The sequence below is a fragment of the Streptomyces sp. NPDC052773 genome (assembly GCF_044547145.1).
Lineage (GTDB): Bacteria > Actinomycetota > Actinomycetes > Streptomycetales > Streptomycetaceae > Streptomyces.
Map to the genome: position 1 here is coordinate 498,429 of NZ_JBITZX010000004.1, position 17,827 is coordinate 516,255.

Consider the following 17,827-nt stretch of genomic DNA (forward strand, 5'->3'; position numbering starts at 1 on the left):
CGGTACCCCTGCTCGCCGACCACCTCGGGCGACCTCATAGGGTCGGATCATGGTGAGTGGATTCAGCGACGCGTTCCTCCTCGAGGCCGAACGGCACGCGGCCTGGGGCGCGGCCCAACTGAACGCCCTGACGGCGTTCCTGCCCGAAGCCCCGTGGACCGCGGACCTGCCGACCTGCCTGTACCGGCAGGGCGGTCTGGAAATGCGCGTGGCCGTGCTCGGCACGTACGACATGGACGAGCAGTCCTGGATGTGGGGATGGGCGAACCCCGGCCTCCAGGGCACCGAGGTCGTCGCCCTGACCACCGCGGTCCAGCGCTACGGGCAGGCTCACGGCATCCCCGAACTGACCGAGGAGATGATTCCGCTCGCCGGCTTCGACGACCCGCGCCACGCGGCGGAGCTGCTCGCCTTCACCGGCATGGGCGTGGCCGAGGCGCCGGGATACATCGGCGTACCCGCGGGACCGGCCACCCAGGTGTACTTCCTGCCCGACGACCCGCAGGTGCCCCGCGCCGCCCTCGACCCGGTCACCCTGCCGCGGACGCTGCTCACCGGCGCCGGACTGATCGGGTACGCGGCCCGGCAGGTCGTCGGCGGATACTTCGACCACTACGGCGTACCGCAGCGCACCGAGGGCGACCGGATCGTCGCCGAGCTGCCCGGCGGGGGCCCGGTCGAGGTGGAGTTCGACGCGCACGGACGGATCGCCGGCGTGTCCCTGAAGGTCGGCGGCTGACCCGGGAGGGCCACGGCGTACGGCCCCCCGCGTGAAGGGCGTCTCGTCTGGGCAGGCATCTCCGGCGACACAACGCCGTGCCCGCGCCGAAGGGAGACGCCCGTGCCCGTGGCCCCACCGAACGGAACGCCCGACCGGAGCGCGCGATGACCGCCTCCGCCTCCCCTGCCTCCGGCCACGACGGTCTGCTCGCCGAGGCCCGTACGCTCCTGCCCGAGATCGTCGCCGTACGACGCCGTCTGCACCGCGCCCCCGAACTGGGCCTGCGCCTCCCGCGCACCCAGCGCGCGGTGCTCGACGCGCTCGACGGGCTGGACCTGACGGTGACGACGGGGGAGCGGCTCAGCTCGGTGACGGCGGTGCTGGAGGGCGACCGACCGGGGCCCACCGTGCTGCTGCGCGCGGACATGGACGCGCTGCCCCAACAGGAGGAGACGGGGCTGGAGTTCGCCTCCGAGGTGCCCGGTGCCATGCACGGCTGCGGTCACGACCTGCACACCGCGATGCTCGTCGGCGCCGCCCGGCTGCTGGCCGCGCGGCGGACACGGCTGGCGGGGCGGGTGGTGTTCATGTTCCAGCCGGCGGAGGAGAGCGACGGCGGCGCCCAGTACATGATCGACGAGGGTGTGCTGGACACTCCCGACGGCGCCGGGATCGTCGCGGCGTTCGCCCTGCACGTCACCACGCGCTTCGCCGGCGGCACCCTCCATCTGCGTCCCGGCCCGACGTTCGCCGCCGCCGACCGGATCCACCTGACCGTGCGCGGCCGGTCCGGGCACGCCTCGTCGCCGCACCAGGCGCTCGACCCGGTGCCGGTGGCCTGCGAGATCGTGCAGGCCCTGCAGACGATGGCGACCCGTACCGTCGACGTCTTCGACCCCGCCGTGGTCACCATCGCCTCCGTCCACGCGGGGACCACCACCAACATCATCCCGGAGACCGCCGAACTGCACGGCACCTTCCGCACCCTCACCCCGCGGACCCGGCACCGGGTGCGGGAGGGGATCGTCCGCGTCGCCCGGCATGTGGCCGCCGCCCACGGCGCGACCGTCGACATCGAGCTGCCCGAGGGGTATCCGCCCACCGTCAACGACGACACGGTCACCGGCACCGTCCGCGAGACCGCCGCCGAACTGCTCGGCGCCGACCGCGTCCACCGACTGCCCCAGCCCTTCATGGGCGCCGAGGACTTCTCCTACGTCCTGCGCCGCGTACCCGGCACGATGGCGTTCCTCGGCGCCCGCCCGCCGGGTACGGACGGCGAGGACACCCCCGACTGCCACTCCAACCGCGTCGTCTTCGACGAGCAGGCCCTCGCGGCCGGCGCCGCCCTGCACGCGGCGGTGGCACTGCGCTATCTGGCCACCTAGCACGGACTTGGCGGAAACGAGCGCTACAGCGGCGCGGCAACCGCCGGACCGGTGACGCACGATGAGGACGGCCCGGAAGCAACCGGCCGCGGAGCCATGGCCGTACAGCCCAGTGAGGTGGAACCCATGAACGTCGTCGACCTGGCCGCCCTCGGTGAGTCGTTCACCCGCGACCCCTACCCCGTCTACGCCCGGTTACGGGCGCAGGGACCGGTGCACCGCATCCGGATGCCGGAAGGGGGCGCCTTGGCCTGGCTCGTCGTCGGACACGAGGCCGGGCGGGCCGCGCTGGCGGACCCACGGCTCTCCAAGGACTGGAGCAAGGCGTCGCCCTCGCTGCCGCTGGGCGCCGTCTCCTCCGGGCCGCACATGCTCCGGTCCGATCCGCCGGAGCACACGCGGCTGCGGAAGCCGGTCGCCCGGGAGTTCACCGCGCGCCGCGTCGACGCACTCGCGCCCCGCATCCAGAAGACCACCGACGAACTCCTGGACCGGATGCTCACCGCCCCCGACGGGCGCGTCGACCTCGTCGAGGCGCTGTCCTTCCCGCTGCCCATCTCCGTGATCTGCGAACTCCTCGGCGTCCCCGACCTGGACCGCGACTCCTTCCGGACCTGGTCGAACGACGCCCTCGGCGCCACCGACCCCGGCGTCCGCACGGCCGCGGCGGCCTCCATGGCGCGGTACATCACCGAACTCCTGCGGGACAAACGGCAGCGGCCCGGCGACGACCTCATGAGCGCGCTGATCCACGGCTCCGACGACGACGGTGACCGGCTGTCCCCCGAGGAACTCGCCGGCATGGCCTGGCTCCTGCTCGTCGCGGGCCACGAGACCACCGTGAACCTCATCTCCAACGGCGTCCTCGCCCTGCTCACCCACCCCGGGCAACTCGCCGCGCTGCGCGCCGACCCCGCCCTCATCGACAACGCGGTCGAGGAGATGCTGCGCTACGACGGACCCGTGGAGACCCCCACCTACCGGTTCACCACCGAGCCGGTGACCATCGGCGACACGGTCGTCCCCGGAGGCGGCGAACTGGTCCTCGTCGCCCTGGCCGACGCCAACCGCGATCCCGCGCGCTTTCCCGCACCCGACCGCTTCGACATCTCCCGCGACCCCCGCGGCCACGTCGCCTTCGGCCACGGCATCCACTACTGTCTGGGCGCGCCCCTGGCCCGCCTCGAAGCCCGCATCGCGATCGGCACCCTGCTCGACCGCTGCCCCGACCTGGCCCTGGACATCCACCCGGCGGCGATCACCTGGCGCCCGGGCATGCTGATCCGCGGCCCGCGGAGCCTGCCGATCCGCTTCGGCTCCTGAACCACCGCGAGCCGCGGATCCGTGGCTCCCGGAGCGTCCCGTGATCGAGTGGAGGGCCGTGCCGGGGCGGCGTACGGTCGAATGGTGGCGCACCGGCCACGTCCCCTCGCCGACGGCGCGATGCCATGAGCAATCCCGAGCCGACACCGCAAGCACCGGCCATACCGCGGGAGAACGAGCCTGGCGATGGCCGTGGGAACGGCATGGCGCTGCTGGTCATCGCGTCCTGTCAGCTGATGGTGGTGCTCGACATCACCATCGTGAACATCGCGCTGCCGGACATCCAGCGCTCCCTCGACTTCTCCACGACGAGCCTGTCCTGGGTGGTCAACGCGTACACGCTCACCTTCGGCGGTCTGCTGCTGCTCGGCGGCCGGGTGGGCGACATCCTCGGCAGACGACGCGTCTTCGTCTTCGGCGTACTGGTCTTCGTCCTCGCCTCGTTGCTCGGGGGCCTGTCCCAGAACGACTGGCAACTCCTCGCCGCCCGCGCCCTCCAGGGCGTCGGCGGTGCCATCGCGTCCCCGACCTCCCTCGCCCTGATCAGTACGACCTTCCGTGAAGGCCCCGAACGCAACCGGGCGTTCGGTGTCTTCGCCGCGGTGTCGGCGGGTGGCGGCGCGATCGGCCTGCTGGCGGGCGGCATGCTGGTGGAGTGGCTGAACTGGCGCTGGGTGCTGTTCGTCAACGTGCCCATCGGGCTGCTGATCGTGCTCGCCACCCCACGCTGGATCCGGGAGTCCGAACGCCATCCCGGGCACTTCGACCTGACGGGCGCGCTGACCTCCACCGTCGGCATGGTGCTGCTGGTGTACGGGTTCATCCGGGCCGCGCAGGAAGGCTGGCGGGACGGCCTCACGCTGGCCGCGTTCGCGGCGGCCGTCGTCATCCTGCTGCTGTTCGTGCTGATCGAGCGGCGCTCCCGGCAGCCCATCACACCCCTGCACATGTTCGCGGACCGCAACCGCGCGGGCACCTACGGCATGATGCTGAGCCTCGCCGCCGCCATGCTCGGCATGTTCTTCTTCCTCACGCTCTTCGTGCAGAACGTGCTCGACTTCAGCCCCCTCCAGGCCGGGCTGGCCTTCCTCCCGGTGAGCGCCGTCATCGCCGTGGGCGCGGGGCTCGCCTCCCGGCTGCTGCCGAAGTTCGGGCCCAAGCCGTTCATGGTCACGGGTGGGATCCTCGCCGCGACGGGCCTGGCCTGGCTGACGCTCACCGACGTGCACTCCACCTACGCGGGCAGCATCCTCGGCCCGATGCTCGTCTTCAGCTTCGGCATGGGCATGGAGTTCGTGTCCCTGACCCTGATGGCGCTGTCCGACGTGGCCACCCGGGAGACGGGTGCCGCCTCCGGCCTCCTCAACGCCACCCAGCAGGTGGGCGGCTCCCTCGGCCTGTCCATCCTCGTCACGATGTTCGGCACGGCCGGCAACAACGAGGCCTCCCGGCAGATCCCGGCGTTCCTGGCCCAGGCGACCCCCGATGAGCGGCTTCGCTTCGAACGCACCGGCCGGCTCCCGCCGCCGTGGGCCGACGAGATCCTGGCCTCCGGCGTCTCGGCCGCCTTCGTCATTGCCGCGATCTTCGCCGCGGTCGCCGCGGTGATCGCACTCCTCGTCATCCAGGTCCGTCCGTCCGACCTGGAACGGCTCCAGGGCGGGGGACTGCCGACGCCGCCCTGAGCCGCCGGCGGCGGACCCACGCGCAGGTGGATCCGCCGCCGTCCGGCCTCAGTCGAGGACCTTGGCGGACTCGATGACGACCTGCTCCTTGGGCACGTCCTGGTGACCCCGCAGGCTGCCGGTCGGAACCTGCTTGATCCGGTCGACGACGTCCTGGCCCTCGGCGACCCGGCCGAAGACGGCGTAACCCCAGCCGTTCGGGTTCTTCGCCCGGAAGTCGAGGAAGTCGTTGTCGGAGACGTTGATGAAGAACTGCGCCGTCGCGGAGTGCGGGTCGCCCGTGCGGGCCATCGCCACGGTGTACGCGGTGTTCTTCAGCCCGTTGTCGGCCTCGTTCTCGATCGGGGCCTGGGTGGGCTTCTGCGCCATGTCCGGGGTGAAGCCACCTCCCTGGATCATGAAGCCGTTGATCACCCGGTGGAAGATCGTGTTGTCGTAGTGCCCGTTGCGGACGTACGATAGGAAGTTCTCGACGGTCTTCGGCGCCTCGGCGTCGTTGAGCTCGAGAACGATGCGGCCGAAGTTCGTGGTCAGCTCGACCCTGGACATGTAAATCGTCCCTTTCCGATGGGGCATGATCGATACATCGTGCATCTTGTCACGCACGTCCCCGAGGGACGCGGAATGCCCGGTGGGAGCACTGGGGCGGGCTGCTCGATCCGAGCACCCGTGCGCCCTGCTGACTCCCTCCTCCACCCGGCCCGGCCCGCCGCACAGTCGAACGCATGGCGGACACCGGGGAGCGGGAGTGTGTGGGGCGTGACGACGAGACCCAGTGCCCCAATGCCGGGGTGGTGCAGGTCCTGCCCGGGCACTGGATGTGCGAGCAGTGCCAGGAACACGAGGGACTGGACCACTTGGTTCAGGGGCGTGGCATGCCGGACGACTCGCTGACGCGGCCGATGGGGGACCCGGGCGAGGTCGGGAAGGAAGACGCTGCGTAGGGCCCTCACGGCGGCGAGGGGCCGGCTGCCTCAGCCCTCGGCCGGTGACCTCCGCCCGAGCGCGTCGGCGGCGGAGTGCAGGAACGTGATCAGCTCGCGGACGAGCGCGGTCGGGCGTCGGCGGTGCACGACGCTGATCTCGCGCGCCGGGGCCTGCCCTCGCAGACGGTGGACCGAGACCCGGGAGCGGTCGGCGCCGGCGAGCATGCTCTCGGGGACGAGCGCGCTGCCCAGTCCGGCGCCGACCAGCGCCAGGATGACGTGGTAGTCGGCGGATTCGTAGGCCACGCGGGGCTCGATCCCGGCCTGCTCGGCGAGGGATTCCAGGCAGGTCCGGTTCGGGATGCCCGGCGCGCCCGAGATCCATGTCCCGTCCGCCAGCCGGTCCAGGCCGATGCCGCCGCGCGTACCGCGCCGGGCGAGGCGGTGGCCGGCCGGCAGCACCAGGCGCAGCGGGTCGTCGAGGAGCGGCTGCCGGTCGAGTCCCGGATGGGGAGTGGGCGGGACGCCCGGGTAGCGATGGGTGATCAGCACGTCCAGGTCGCCCGAGGTCACCAGGCCGTAGCCCTCGGGGGGTTCCAGGTCGACGAGGGACAACTCCGCCCCGGGATACCGGCCTTGCAGCGCGGCCAGGGCCGTCGGCACCAGCACTTGCGCCGCGGTCGCGAAGGAACCGAGCGCGAGGCGCTGCGGCTGTGCCCCGATCGCGTCCTCGACCGCGGCGCGTGCCTGCCGCAGCTCACCGATGACGCGCTCCGCGTGCTCCACCAGGACGGCACCCACGGGTGTCAGGGCGACACCGGTCGGGCGGCGCTCGAGCAGACGCGCACCGAGCTCGGCCTCCAGCTTGGAGATCTGCTGGGACAGCGCCGAGGGCGTGAAGGCGAGCCGGCGCGCCGCCTCCGCGATGGACGCCGAGTGCGCCACCTCCATCAGCACGCGCAGACGGTTGACGTCCAGCTCTCGCACCATGCGGCCATCGTAAGCGCCGCTAACGGCGGCTTACCGATCGTCGCTGGCGCTAATGGCCGGGCGGCCTGAAGCATGGGGTCTCGTGCAGACCGAGACCCCCCTCCTCACGGCCGCCGATGTCCGTATCGCCGCCGACAGAATCCGCCCCCACGCCCGCCGTACGCCGCTGCTCGAGCTCGAGATCGACGACCGGCGGGTGCTGCTGAAGCTGGAGTACCTCCAGCGCGGCGGTTCCTTCAAACTGCGCGGCGCCCTCAACGCGTTGCTGTCCGGCCCGCTGGACCGGCACGTCGTCGCCGCGTCCGGCGGCAATCACGGCCTGGCGGTCGCGACGGCCGCGTCGCTGCTCGGCGTGTCCGCGACGGTCTACGTGCCGAAGACGGCCCCGGAGGGCAAGACCCGCCGCATCGAGGCCCGCGGCGCCCGCCTCGTCCGGCACGGCGCCACCTTCGCCGAGGCCGCCGTCGCCGCGGCGGAGACGGCCGCGCGGCCGGGACACCGCTTCCTCCACCCCTACGACGATCCGGCCGTCGTCGCCGGTCAGGGCACCGTCGCGGCGGAGATCGTGGCGGACGCGCCCGACGTCGACACGCTCGTGGTGGCGGCCGGCGGCGGGGGACTGGCCGCCGGTACGGCCCTCGCCGGTGCCGGGCGCCGGGTCGTGGCCGTCGAACCGGAGAACTGCCGCTGCCTCCACGACGCGCTCGCCGCCGGGAAGCCGGTGGAGTCGGCGGTGGACTCCGTCGCCGCCTCCGCGACCGGGGCGAGCCGGGTCGGGAACATCCCCTTCACCGTTCTCGCGGCGCGCGACGAGGTGTCGTCGGTGCTGGTCGGCGAGGAGGAGATCCTGCGGGCACGCGACCGGCTGTGGGAGGAGTGCCGTATCGCCGTCGAACCGGCGGCGGCCCTTCCGTTCGCCGCATGGCTGGCCGGCCGCGTTCCGGGGGACCTGCCCTGCCTGGTCCTCTGCGGCGCGAACACCGACTGGGCGGCCGGGTGACCCTCCCCGGCACGTGGGTCACGCCGGCGGTGGCGTTCAGCGCGCCGGGTCCGCCGGCACCCGGCGGGCGACGGCGCGCAGCTCCTCGTCGTCACGGACGATGCGGGTGTGGCTGCCCGAGCCCACGACGCGGCGGTCCCCGTCGGCGATCGCGCGCACGCGCGCGAGCTGGTCGGGGGTGAACGCGCCGGGGCCGAGGGCGGCGAGGGCTTCCAGGGCGGGCAGCGCCGAGTGCGGATACGCGCCCGGCTCGAGCGCCCGGAGGACCCGGTCGACGAGGTCGGTCAGCGGCACACCGCCCGGCCGGTCGCTGCCGGGGTCCGCGGCCACCAGGGCCCGTACGGCCGCCGCGGCCGTGTCCGCCCGGTCGAGCAGCGGCAGCAGGTGGGGGACGGCGGGCCGCGCGGCGGGGCCGAGGAGGGCGGCGAGCCCGGCCGCCTGGCTCGCGACCTGGTGCCCCCACGGCCTGGGTGCCCACGCGAGGCCCTCCAGGATCATGGGCAGTACGGCGTCCTGATCGCCGGTCAGCTCCCACACCGCCCCGGCGGCCGTCAGCGCAGCGCGGACCGGGGGAACGGTGGCCCGTGTCTCCGCGGGTTCGGCCAGGACTGCCAGAAGGCGGGGGAGCAGGGGGCGGGCTTGCTCGCCCAGTGCGGCGGCGGCCTCCACATACGAGTCGCGTCTGCCGTTGGCCTCGCCGAGCGCGGGCTCCAGCACGGCGAGCAGGGGGCCGGCGTCGCCCGTCAGGGAGTGCAAGGCGCTCGCCGCCGCCTTGCGGTCCGCGCGGGGACCGGTCTCGGCGCAGGCACGCAGGGCGGTGACCGCCTCCGGGTGCAGGCGCGCGTCGGCGACGGCGGCGAGCGCCCGGCCCACCGGGAAGGGGTGATGCGGCAACGCGGCCACCAGCTCGGGTATCGCGGCTCGTGCGCCGGCTTCCCAGCCGGCCAGGAGACCGGCGAGATGAACCGGCTCGTTGAGGGCCGCGAGCCCGCCCGCCACCGCCGGGGACCGTCGCGGGCGCTGGTGTGCGTCCGGGGCCGCCGCCTCGGCGGTCAGGGCGGCGAGCCGCGCGCGGACCGCGTCGAGCAGCGCCGGTGTGCAGGGCAGCGGAGCCGACTGCCGCCCCGTGGTGCGGTCGAAGGCGGCCTCCAGAGCCCGCGGCCGTTCGGTCAGATGCCGTGCCAGGAGATCCGACGCCTCGGGCGCGCCCTGGGACACCAGGGCGGCCAGGGCCCGGTCGGCCCACTCGCCCGTCCCCTCGGCGAGGCGGACCAGCGCCGTGGACGCCTCCGGAACGGGCTGCGCCCAGTCGCGTACGGCGTCCATGACGTCACCGGCCGTGGCCGGAGTGTCCAGCAGCGGCAGCATCTCCGGCAGCAACCGCGCCGGTGCGGTCCTGGAGCGCAGGACGAGCGACCGGGCCGCCCCGGTCGCCTCGGCGACGACCGCCGTCCCGGTGTCCGCACCCGCGCGTACGGCCGCCACGGCACGCCGCAGCGCCGACGCGACGGCCTCGATCGCCCCGTCCACGTCGCCCCGTGCGTGCAGACGGAGGGCGAGCGCCTTCAGCGGCTGCCGCTCCCACCGGCTGCCCTCGGTGTGCCGCGCGAGCGGCGTCAGCGCCACCACGGTGTCCGCGAGCCGCCCGTCCCACGGCAGGCCGGCGTCGACACCGGCGAGGAGCGCGGCGACGCGCACGGACGGGGGCTCCGCCGCGCGCAGGGCGGTCGCGCGGAGCTGGTCGGCCGCCTCGGGATCGACCAGGACGCACGCGGTCAGCACATCCGCGCGAACCACGGGATCGGCCTCCGCCTCCCAGCGCCGCCGCAGCGCCCCGCGCGCGTCCGCACCCGCGCCCGGTCCGCACTGGGCCACCGCCCAGGCCGCCCACTGCCGCACCTCCGGGTCGCCGTCCGCCAGCAGCGGCAGCAGGAGCGGGAGCTGCGCGACGACCGCCGCACGCGCCGCACCCGGCGGTTCGACATCGTGCTCGTCCGTGCTCTCGGCGATGGCGCCCACCATCACCAGCAGGCCCGTACAGCGCACACCCGCCGCCGCGAGGCGCGCCAGGAACGGCACGGCCGCCACCGTGGCCCCGTACACCGTGCCCTGGTGCACGATGCTGCTCCACAGCTCGCGCTCGGCCTCCTCCGCCGCTTCCCGGTCCGCACCGGACAGCGCGCGCAGCAGGTCGGGAACGTCCTCGGCGGGGCCGTGGGCATGGGGCAGTTCCGGCCAGGCGATCCGGTCGAGACCTGCGAAAACGGCGGCAAGATCCATGCGCGGGATCCTGCCACAGGGGCGCGTGCTCCCGGCCGGGCGGGTGGGCCGGATCCCGACCCCCCGACGGTTGCCGCCGCGCAGGAAGGGAAACCCGCCCGGGTGATGCACGGGTGTGCCGACGGACGGAGGCTGGGCGATGGTTTCCACGACGGGAGAGACGCGGGCGCCGGCGGTACCGGCCGATCTCAAGCTGCCGGGAATCGTGCTGGGCGTGGGCCTCGGCGGATTCGCCGACGGCATCCTGCTGCACCAGCTGCTCCGCTGGCATCACATGCTCACCAGCACCGACCAGGACCGTATCGGCTTGAAGTACTACGACCCCGACACGGTGCCGGGACTGCAGATGAACACCCTGTGGGACGGCGTCTTCCACGTGGTGTGCTGGCTCGCCGTCCTGGGCGGGCTCGCCCTGCTCTACTCACGCGTGACCCGCGACCGGCGCCGGGTGTGGGCCTCGCGGGTGCTGTGGGGGTGGATGCTCGTCGGCTGGGGACTGTTCAACCTCGTCGAAGGCGTCCTCGACCACCACATCCTCGGCATCCACCACGTGTACGCCGGTGACGGCCAACTCTGGTGGGATCTCGGCTTCCTCCTCCTGGGCGCGCTCCTGATGGCGGGCGGATGGCTGCTGCAACGCGGTGGCGGGTGGTCAGGGCGACGGAGCGCCTGATGAACCGCCACCACCCCGCCGCACACCACCCCGCCGCACACCACCACCCCGCACACGACCATCCCGTGCCCGGCCGGGAGGCGGGCGGCGGACTGGCGGAGACCGCGGAACTCGTGCTGCCCGCACTGGCCCTCCTGGCCTGCGCGGCGGCCTACCTGTGGCTGGCCCGCCGGGCCCGGCGCCGCAACCCCGTCCAGGGCTGGAGCCGCCGGCGCGCCGCGAGCTTCCTCACGGGGCTCGCGCTGCTGCTCACCGCGCTGCTGCCCCCGACGGCGACCGCCGCACACCACGACTTCCGGGCGCACATGGTCCAGCACCTGCTGATCGGCATGTACGCCCCCTTGGCCCTGGTGCTCGGCGCCCCGGTCACCCTCCTGCTGCGCACGCTGCCCGCTACCCGCGCCCGCCGTCTCACCGCGGTACTCCACAGCCGCCCCGCCCGGCTCCTCGCCCACCCGGCCGTCGCCCTGACCCTGTCCGTCGGTACCCTCGCGGCGCTCTACTTCACCCCCCTCTACAACACCGCCACGGCCTCACCCGCCGGCCACTGGCTGCTGCACGCCCACTTCCTCCTGGCGGGCTGCCTGTTCGCCTACGTCATCGCCGGCCCCGACCCCGCGCCCTCCCGCCCTGGCGTACGCACCCGACTCGTCTACATCGGCATCGCGATCGCCGCACACGCCGTCATCGCCCAGCTGATGTACGGCGGCTTCTGGACAGACATCGACGCCCCCGTCCACGAGATCCGGACAGGCGGAGAGATCATGTACTACGGCGGCGACATCGCCGAACTCCTCCTCGCCGGCGCCTTGTTCGCCACTTGGCGCCCGAGTCCCCGACGCACACCCCCGGACCGCTCACCCGCCCGGGGCACCGGGTACGCGTGAGCGGTGTCCGCGCCCGGCTTCTGCACGTGCCTGCGGATCGAGTCGTCGCCCTCACCCCGCAGCGCGCTGCCGATCTCGGCTTGCGCATCGGCGACACCGACCTCGGGCTGGTGGCCAAGGCGGACCTGGAGACCGGGGCGGCGTCGCGGATCCTGCTCAGCATCGGTGTCGACGACGTCGACGAGACGCTGGGCCGGGTGGAGGCGCTGGGTGGCTCGGTCCGCAGCGGCCCCAACGACATGCCGTGGGGACAGCGCGTCGCCCACATTCAGGACCCCGACGGCAACCCGGTGAACCTGACACAGCCGATCCCGACGCGGTGACGTCGGTCAGCAATCGCCGGTGGCGGCCTCGACGTTCGTCAGAACCAGCAGCGCCCGCAAAGCCGCACATCCCGGCCGGCTGCTCAGGCGCTCAGGGGGACGCCCGGAGTGGACACCGTGCCCACGGCGGCACCCCACGCGTTCGCGCACAGTGCCCTTTCGACCGTGTCCGTGTAGACGGCGGCGGCGAGCCAGGCGTGGGCGAACGGTGTGGTGTCGGATGGGAGGAGGCGGCCGAAGGTGTCGCGGGAGCGGTGGGCGGCGGTGGAGTGGAGGGCGTCGAGGAGGTCGCCCGCCGTGGCGAGGCCGAGGCGGCGCAGTCGGGCACCGTCCCCCGTGTCGCCGCGGGAGAAGGCGAGGACACGGCGGCCTCCGGACACCGCCTGGTGGACGCGGCGGCGCAGCAGGTGCAGGGGGGCCTCGTCCCCGGCGGGGAGGGCCACCGGCGGGGCCGGGGCCGCGTCGGTGGGCAGGTCCGCGTGCTGGAGGCGGTCCAGGCCCAGATCCACGTGGGCGGCGGAATCGGTGGGATGTTCGGCGGCGAGCAGCAGGGCCCGGGGGAGCGGTCCTCGGGCCAGCCGGGCCACGATGCGCAGTCGGCTGCCCCGGGCCGCGGCGAGCAGGCGGAGATTGTCGCGGTAGGGGAGTGAGGGGTCGTCGTGGGCCGTCACCAGCCGCAGGGGTACGCCCGCGCAGTCGGCCAGCAGGCAGTCGCCCGCGGTCTCCCGCACCGAGCCCACGACGGTCACCTCGAGGAACAGCAGGTCCCGTCCGCCGCCGAGGGCCTGGGCGACCTGCTCGGCGGCGGGTACGGTCCACAGCCGGTCCAGTGGGTCGTCGCGCCAGGCCGCGCCCGCCGCGCGAACCGCCCGTACCGCGGCCCCCGCGCCGAGGCGGCCGGTCGGCGAGACCGTGGCACCGGACACCGCCAGGCCCGCGCGCGACAGTTCACGGTGGGTCAGGGCAGTGTCGCCGATCCGTACGGTCCGGTCGGCGGCACCGGTCGCCCGGGTGGGTCCGCCCGGTGCCACGTCCGACACCGTGTAGAGGCGGCCGTCGGCGTCGGCGGTCCACGTGACCGCGCCCGCGTAGCCCGTCGCCGTCAGGACCGGCTCCGAGAACAGGCCGTACAGCCGCAGCGAGCCGTCCGGGCGGTACGGCTGCCGCGTCGTGCCGCGCAGTTCGACCAGATCCCGGCCCGTTGCGTCCGGGACGCGGTGGGCGACTCCGAGCGTGCCGGACAGTGCGGCGACGAGTTCTGACAGGCGGTACCCGGGGTCGGCGGAGCGGGCCGCGCGCACCCCGGTCACCACGGAGATCGCGGCGGCGGAGACGCGGGGCAGGCCGGCCAGGCGGGCGGTGTGCGCGGCGCGCAGCAACTCCGCCTGGAGCACGGCGCCCGCGCCGTCCGTGCCCGCTTCCAGGACGGCGGCCGCGGCGGCCCACACCGCTTGCGCGGCGGCGCGCTGGTCGTCGGTCGCCGACTCGGGTTCCCCCGCGTCCTCTGGTGCCCCTGCCTGCCTCGCTTCGCGTGCTTCTTCGGGCTCCGATTCCGTCCGGCCCGGGGCTTTCCCGGCCTCCACGGGGGCGGTGGGCGCAGCGTCCTCGGCGACCGGTGCCGCCGAGGCCGCCGCCGCGCGGTGCAGGCAGTCGGGGGCGAGCAGGCATCCGCAGCGGATCGCGTCCGCGCTCGACACCACCCCGCCGGACGGGTGCAGGACGACGTCGGTCTCTTCGTCCACGGCGATCCGTACGAGGTCGCCCTCACGGACGACCGGGCGGGCCGCCAGCTTGGCGATGCCCGCGTCCAGCCGTTTGCGCAGTCGGGGCGAGAGCGCTTCGACGAGTTCGGCGGTGACGGACGGGGCGACCGGAGGCAGATCCGGGCTCATGCGATCTTCTCCCCTACCCAGCGGGCGAGTTCGAGCGGACTGAGGGCGGCGACGGGCATCCCCGCGGCGACGAGCTGACCGGCGACCCCGGTGGAGTAGCGGGGCCGACCGGTGTCGTCGAGGCTCGCGCAGCCCAGGACATGGCAGCCGGCCGAGACCAGGGCGCGCACCTCGGCGAGCAGACCGCCGAGCGGATAGCCCTCCTCGAAGTCGCTGACGACCACGACGAGGGTGCGCGACGGTACGGTGACCAGCTCACGCGCGTGCCGCAGTCCGGCCGCGATGTGCGTACCGCCGCCCACGCTGACCTCCAGCAGCAGCGACAGCGGGTCGTCCACGTGCCCGGTGAGGTCGATGACCTCCGTGGAGAACGCGAGGAAGTGCGTGGACAGCGTCGGCACCCCCGCCAGCACCGAGGCGGTCAGCGCGGCCCATACCGTGGACGCCTCCATGGAGCCCGACACGTCGGTGACCAGGATCAGCCGCCAGTCGGCGCTCCGGCGCGCCCGGGTACGGAAGACCGGCCGCTCGGGGACCACCCGGACCGTGCCGTCCGGGGCGCGGCGCGCGGTCGCCAGGTTGGCCCGCAGGGTGCGGGGCAGGTCCAGGCCGCCGCCGGGCCGTCGGCTGGCGCGCGGCAGGGCCGTGCCGTGCAGGGCGGGGCGCAGCCGGGTGGCCAGTTGCCGGGTCAGCGCGTCGACCAGCCGCCGGACGAGCGGGCGCAGCGCGGCCAGCCGGGCCTCGGGCAGCCCGCCCGCGTGGTGCAGCACAGTGCGCAGCAGGTCCACCGAGGGGCGCACACTGTCCGCGTCCAGTTCCGCCAGGACGTCCCTGCGGCCCGTCGCGGCCGCCGCGGCCAGCACCTCTTCCCGGATACCCGGTCCGAACAGCGCGGCCAGTTCCTCGGACCACTCCCGTACGCCCGGGTACGGTGCCTCCCGACCGCCTCCGGTTCCCCGGCCCGTCAGGTCTCCGCGGCTGCCCTCGCCGCGTCCGCTGCCGTACAGCTCGTCCAGCGCGGTCGCCAGCGGTGCGAGGGACGCCGGGAGCCGGTCCGTGCGGCGGCCGAGGAGGAGACGCCAGCGGTCGGCGGGGGCGAGGTCGTGGGCCTCGGTCCCCGGGGTGGCCGAGGTGGTCGGAGTGGCCGGAGTGGCCGGGGGAGGGGCGGTCGCGGTCGCTTCCGCCGTACCTCCCTCCCGACCGCGCCCTGCCGGTTCGTCACCTGCCGGTTCGTCACCTGCCGGTTCGCCTGCTGCCGGATCGTCCGCTGCCGTATTGCCGCCCGGCGCGGGCAGCAGGCCGAGTGACCGCAGTGTCTCCCGTGCCGTGAAGTCCGCCTCGGTCCACAGCGCGAGCGAGGCCGGGTCGACGCCGTGCGTGTCGGTGACCCGTGCGGTGTCGAGGCGCTGTTCCACGGCCGCGAGGAGCCGGTCGCGGGCCGCCGGGCTGAGGGTGTCGAAGCCGCCGCGCAGCGCGGGGAGCCGGTCGAGGAACGCCCGGTCGGGCAGCTCGGACACCCGGGCGAGCAGGGGCTCCAGCGCGGGCGGCGCCGCCTCCAGCAGCGGGCCCGCGGTGGTCAGCAACCCGCCGAGCCGGGCGGTGAGCGCGGCGCGGGAGTAGGGGTCGGTGGCCCCGTCGACCCAGGAGGCCACGCGGTCGCCGAAGACCCGCGCGTCCTCCTGCGCCAGCAGGACGCGTACGGCACCGGCGGCACCGCGCATCAGCGGGGAGCCGTCGGCGGCCAGGCGGGCCAGGGCGTCGGCGAGCCGGATGCCGCCCGACACGTCGGCGCGGTGGGCCAGTTCGAGCAGGGCGCGGGCGTCGGCCGGGTCCTCGGACCCGGCCAGACCGTCCACCTGCCGTACCGCCGCGGCCGTCAGCAGCTCCGCGACGGCGGCCACCCGGGCCACCCGGTCCGCCTCGGCGCCGAGCCCGGGGACGTGACCGGCCCGCAGGCGGTCGAGGAGGGCCAGACCGGTCAGCAGCTCCGGCAGCGTACCGGCCTGCGGCAGCACGTCGGCGACCTCGTCGAGCCGCTCGTCCGCGAGCCCCGGCAGCCCGCACTCCGCCGCCTGTTCGAGCCCCGCGAGGGCCTGGGCGGCCGTCGGTCCGCCCTCGTCCCGCTCCGCGCGCCGCCGCTCGCGCAGCACCCCTTCGGCGGCCTGCGCGGCGGTGACCCCGCGCACCCCCGCCGCGGTCAGCATGGCCGCCGTGGCGGGCGTCCACCGCACCTCCCAGCGGGTGGTCAGAGCTTCGGTGCCGCCCGCGCCGACGACCTCCTTGGCCTCGCCGTACGGCACTCCGCACACCGTCAGCCGGCGCAGCAGCAGCTCGCGGCGCCGGTCGAGATTGGACCGCAGCGGATCAAGTCGCAGATCCCGCGACGTACCGGAGCCGCTCGCCTCCGGGCCGGGCAGGCCGAGCCGTGCCACCTCGGCCTCGACCGCCGGGGCGAGTCCGCTGCGCGGCGCCTGCGGGGCGGGGCGCCCGCTGCGCGTGCCGACGAGCACCCGCTCCATCGCCCGCGCCACGGCCCGGCCCCGTCCGTACGGCTCGCCCTGCGTCAGCACCGTCTGCACCGCTTCGACCAGTTCACCGCGGCCCGCCGCCGGCAGGCCACGCAGCCGGGCGAGGTCCGAGGCGATCCGGCTGATCTCGCGCGCGTCGGCGGGGCCCGAGGGGTGACCCAGGTCGCGCAGCTCGGCGCAGACGCGAACGGCCGCCCGCGTCAGCGCCTCCTCCAGCGCCGCCGGTTCGCCCGCCGCGCGCAGGACCATGTCCTGCCACTCCGGGTCCCGGATGCCCGCCGGGTAGCCGGACCTCTCGTCGAGGAGGGCGTAGGTGTACGGGATCAGCGAGGTCGTCCAGCCGGGCCGCCGCGCGTCGCCGGGCTCGTCCCGGGCGCCGGCGCCGGCACCGTGCGGCAGGGGGCGTTCAGGGCGGGTGTCCGACCCCGAGTCAGGGGTATCGGCGTCCCCGGTGTCCTGCCGGACCAGCGCCGGAGCGTGGAACGCACCGACCACCACAGCCGCCCGCTCCCCCCGCGCGGTCGCCTCGGTGAGCCGGTCCCGCATCCACTGCTCGCGGCGCAGGTCCAGCTCGGGCACGCCGCCGGAGGCGACCGCGTCCTCGCGCAGCGCCCACCCGGTGAGCAGGGCCGCCCTGCGCAGCGCCTCGGGCGGGGAGCCGGGGGCGGTGGCCTCGACGAGGCGGTCCCACAGGTCGTCGCCGGGGCGGCCCGTCAGCCGGGCCCGCAGCGCGGTGCCCAGGCCGGGGGCGGCGGCGTGCTGCCCGGCCGCCCGCGGTCCCTCCCCCCAAGCGCGGTCGGCGAGCGGCAGATCGCAGGCGACCACCGGCACGTCGTGCCGGGCGGCCCAGCGCACCGCGGCCAGTTCGGGCGAGAAGTCGGCGAACGGGTAGAACGCCGGCCCCGCGCCGCCGCTGCCGTCGCCGGGCGCGGCGGCGAGGGCGACCGGGGCCCGCGTCTCCGCGTGCCCCAGCCAGGGCAGCCACTCCTGCATCTCGGCGGGCAGCTCGACGAGCAGCACGTCCGGCTTCGCCTCGTCCAGCAACGCCGGCAGGGCAGCGGCCAGGGAGGGCGCGTGGTGCCGTACGCCGACGAGATAGGGCGCGGACGGGTCGGTGAGCACGGCCAGCGCCTCGTCGGGCGAGAGACGCGAACCGCCGGGGGAGGGCGAACCGTTCGCGGCGGCGGGCCCGTGGGACTGGGACACGGCTC

General features: G+C 74.8%; 13 protein-coding genes. 8 read left to right on the top strand and 5 right to left on the bottom strand.

The window, feature by feature from the left end:
• Positions 1 to 49: 49 nt before the first annotated feature.
• The 4 genes from ACIG0D_RS12680 (at position 50) to ACIG0D_RS12695 (ending at position 5,117) form a co-directional block, all read left to right on the top strand.
• The gene (locus ACIG0D_RS12680; protein WP_399799178.1) at positions 50 to 739 is read left to right on the top strand and encodes a DUF6882 domain-containing protein; all 690 of its coding nucleotides are present in this window, start codon (positions 50 to 52) and stop codon (positions 737 to 739) included.
• Between the two features lie 146 nt (positions 740 to 885).
• Positions 886 to 2,109: a M20 family metallopeptidase gene (locus ACIG0D_RS12685; RefSeq protein WP_399799181.1), complete on the top strand. Its 1,224-nt coding sequence runs from the start codon at positions 886 to 888 to the stop codon at positions 2,107 to 2,109.
• Between the two features lie 126 nt (positions 2,110 to 2,235).
• Positions 2,236 to 3,432 carry a cytochrome P450 gene (locus ACIG0D_RS12690; RefSeq protein WP_399799184.1) on the top strand — a complete coding sequence of 399 codons (1,197 nt, stop codon included), beginning with the start codon at positions 2,236 to 2,238 and terminating at the stop codon, positions 3,430 to 3,432.
• Between the two features lie 203 nt (positions 3,433 to 3,635).
• The gene (locus ACIG0D_RS12695) at positions 3,636 to 5,117 is read left to right on the top strand and encodes an MFS transporter (RefSeq protein ID WP_399799187.1); all 1,482 of its coding nucleotides are present in this window, start codon (positions 3,636 to 3,638) and stop codon (positions 5,115 to 5,117) included.
• Positions 5,118 to 5,165: 48 nt separating this feature from the next.
• On the opposite strand, the gene ACIG0D_RS12700 is transcribed toward ACIG0D_RS12695, so the two are convergent.
• Together ACIG0D_RS12700 and ACIG0D_RS12705 are read right to left on the bottom strand one after the other, a co-directional pair.
• On the bottom strand, positions 5,166 to 5,666 hold the full coding sequence (locus ACIG0D_RS12700) for a peptidylprolyl isomerase (protein ID WP_399799190.1): 501 nt from the start codon (positions 5,664 to 5,666) through the stop codon (positions 5,166 to 5,168).
• A gap of 425 nt (positions 5,667 to 6,091) precedes the next feature.
• Positions 6,092 to 7,033 (bottom strand): LysR family transcriptional regulator, encoded by a 942-nt coding sequence (locus ACIG0D_RS12705; protein ID WP_399799192.1) that lies wholly within the window; start codon positions 7,031 to 7,033, stop codon positions 6,092 to 6,094.
• A gap of 82 nt (positions 7,034 to 7,115) precedes the next feature.
• Between ACIG0D_RS12705 and ACIG0D_RS12710 the strand changes: the two genes are divergently transcribed.
• A complete protein-coding gene (locus ACIG0D_RS12710) occupies positions 7,116 to 8,033 on the top strand; it encodes a serine/threonine dehydratase (protein ID WP_399799195.1) in 918 nt (305 codons plus the stop codon).
• A 36-nt stretch (positions 8,034 to 8,069) separates the two neighbouring features.
• On the opposite strand, the gene ACIG0D_RS12715 is transcribed toward ACIG0D_RS12710, so the two are convergent.
• Positions 8,070 to 10,313 carry a hypothetical protein gene (locus tag ACIG0D_RS12715; RefSeq protein ID WP_399799197.1) on the bottom strand — a complete coding sequence of 748 codons (2,244 nt, stop codon included), beginning with the start codon at positions 10,311 to 10,313 and terminating at the stop codon, positions 8,070 to 8,072.
• A gap of 139 nt (positions 10,314 to 10,452) precedes the next feature.
• Between ACIG0D_RS12715 and ACIG0D_RS12720 the strand changes: the two genes are divergently transcribed.
• The 3 genes from ACIG0D_RS12720 to ACIG0D_RS12730 are packed head-to-tail and all read left to right on the top strand — an operon-like array spanning position 10,453 to position 12,196.
• The gene (locus ACIG0D_RS12720) at positions 10,453 to 10,986 is read left to right on the top strand and encodes a DUF2243 domain-containing protein (RefSeq protein ID WP_399799199.1); all 534 of its coding nucleotides are present in this window, start codon (positions 10,453 to 10,455) and stop codon (positions 10,984 to 10,986) included.
• Positions 10,986 to 11,873, top strand: a complete 888-nt coding sequence (locus ACIG0D_RS12725) for a cytochrome c oxidase assembly protein (protein WP_399799203.1) — start codon at positions 10,986 to 10,988, stop codon at positions 11,871 to 11,873. Before ACIG0D_RS12720 ends, ACIG0D_RS12725 begins: the two co-directional genes overlap by 1 nt.
• 26 nt (positions 11,874 to 11,899) lie before the next feature.
• A complete protein-coding gene (locus ACIG0D_RS12730; RefSeq protein ID WP_399799205.1) occupies positions 11,900 to 12,196 on the top strand; it encodes a VOC family protein in 297 nt (98 codons plus the stop codon).
• A gap of 83 nt (positions 12,197 to 12,279) precedes the next feature.
• Here the strand turns inward: ACIG0D_RS12730 and ACIG0D_RS12735 are convergent, their stop codons facing one another.
• Positions 12,280 to 14,088 carry a hypothetical protein gene (locus ACIG0D_RS12735; RefSeq protein ID WP_399799207.1) on the bottom strand — a complete coding sequence of 603 codons (1,809 nt, stop codon included), beginning with the start codon at positions 14,086 to 14,088 and terminating at the stop codon, positions 12,280 to 12,282.
• Positions 14,085 to 17,822 (bottom strand): DUF5682 family protein, encoded by a 3,738-nt coding sequence (locus tag ACIG0D_RS12740; protein WP_399799210.1) that lies wholly within the window; start codon positions 17,820 to 17,822, stop codon positions 14,085 to 14,087. The genes ACIG0D_RS12735 and ACIG0D_RS12740 overlap by 4 nt, the downstream gene beginning before the upstream one ends.
• Positions 17,823 to 17,827 lie beyond the last annotated feature (5 nt).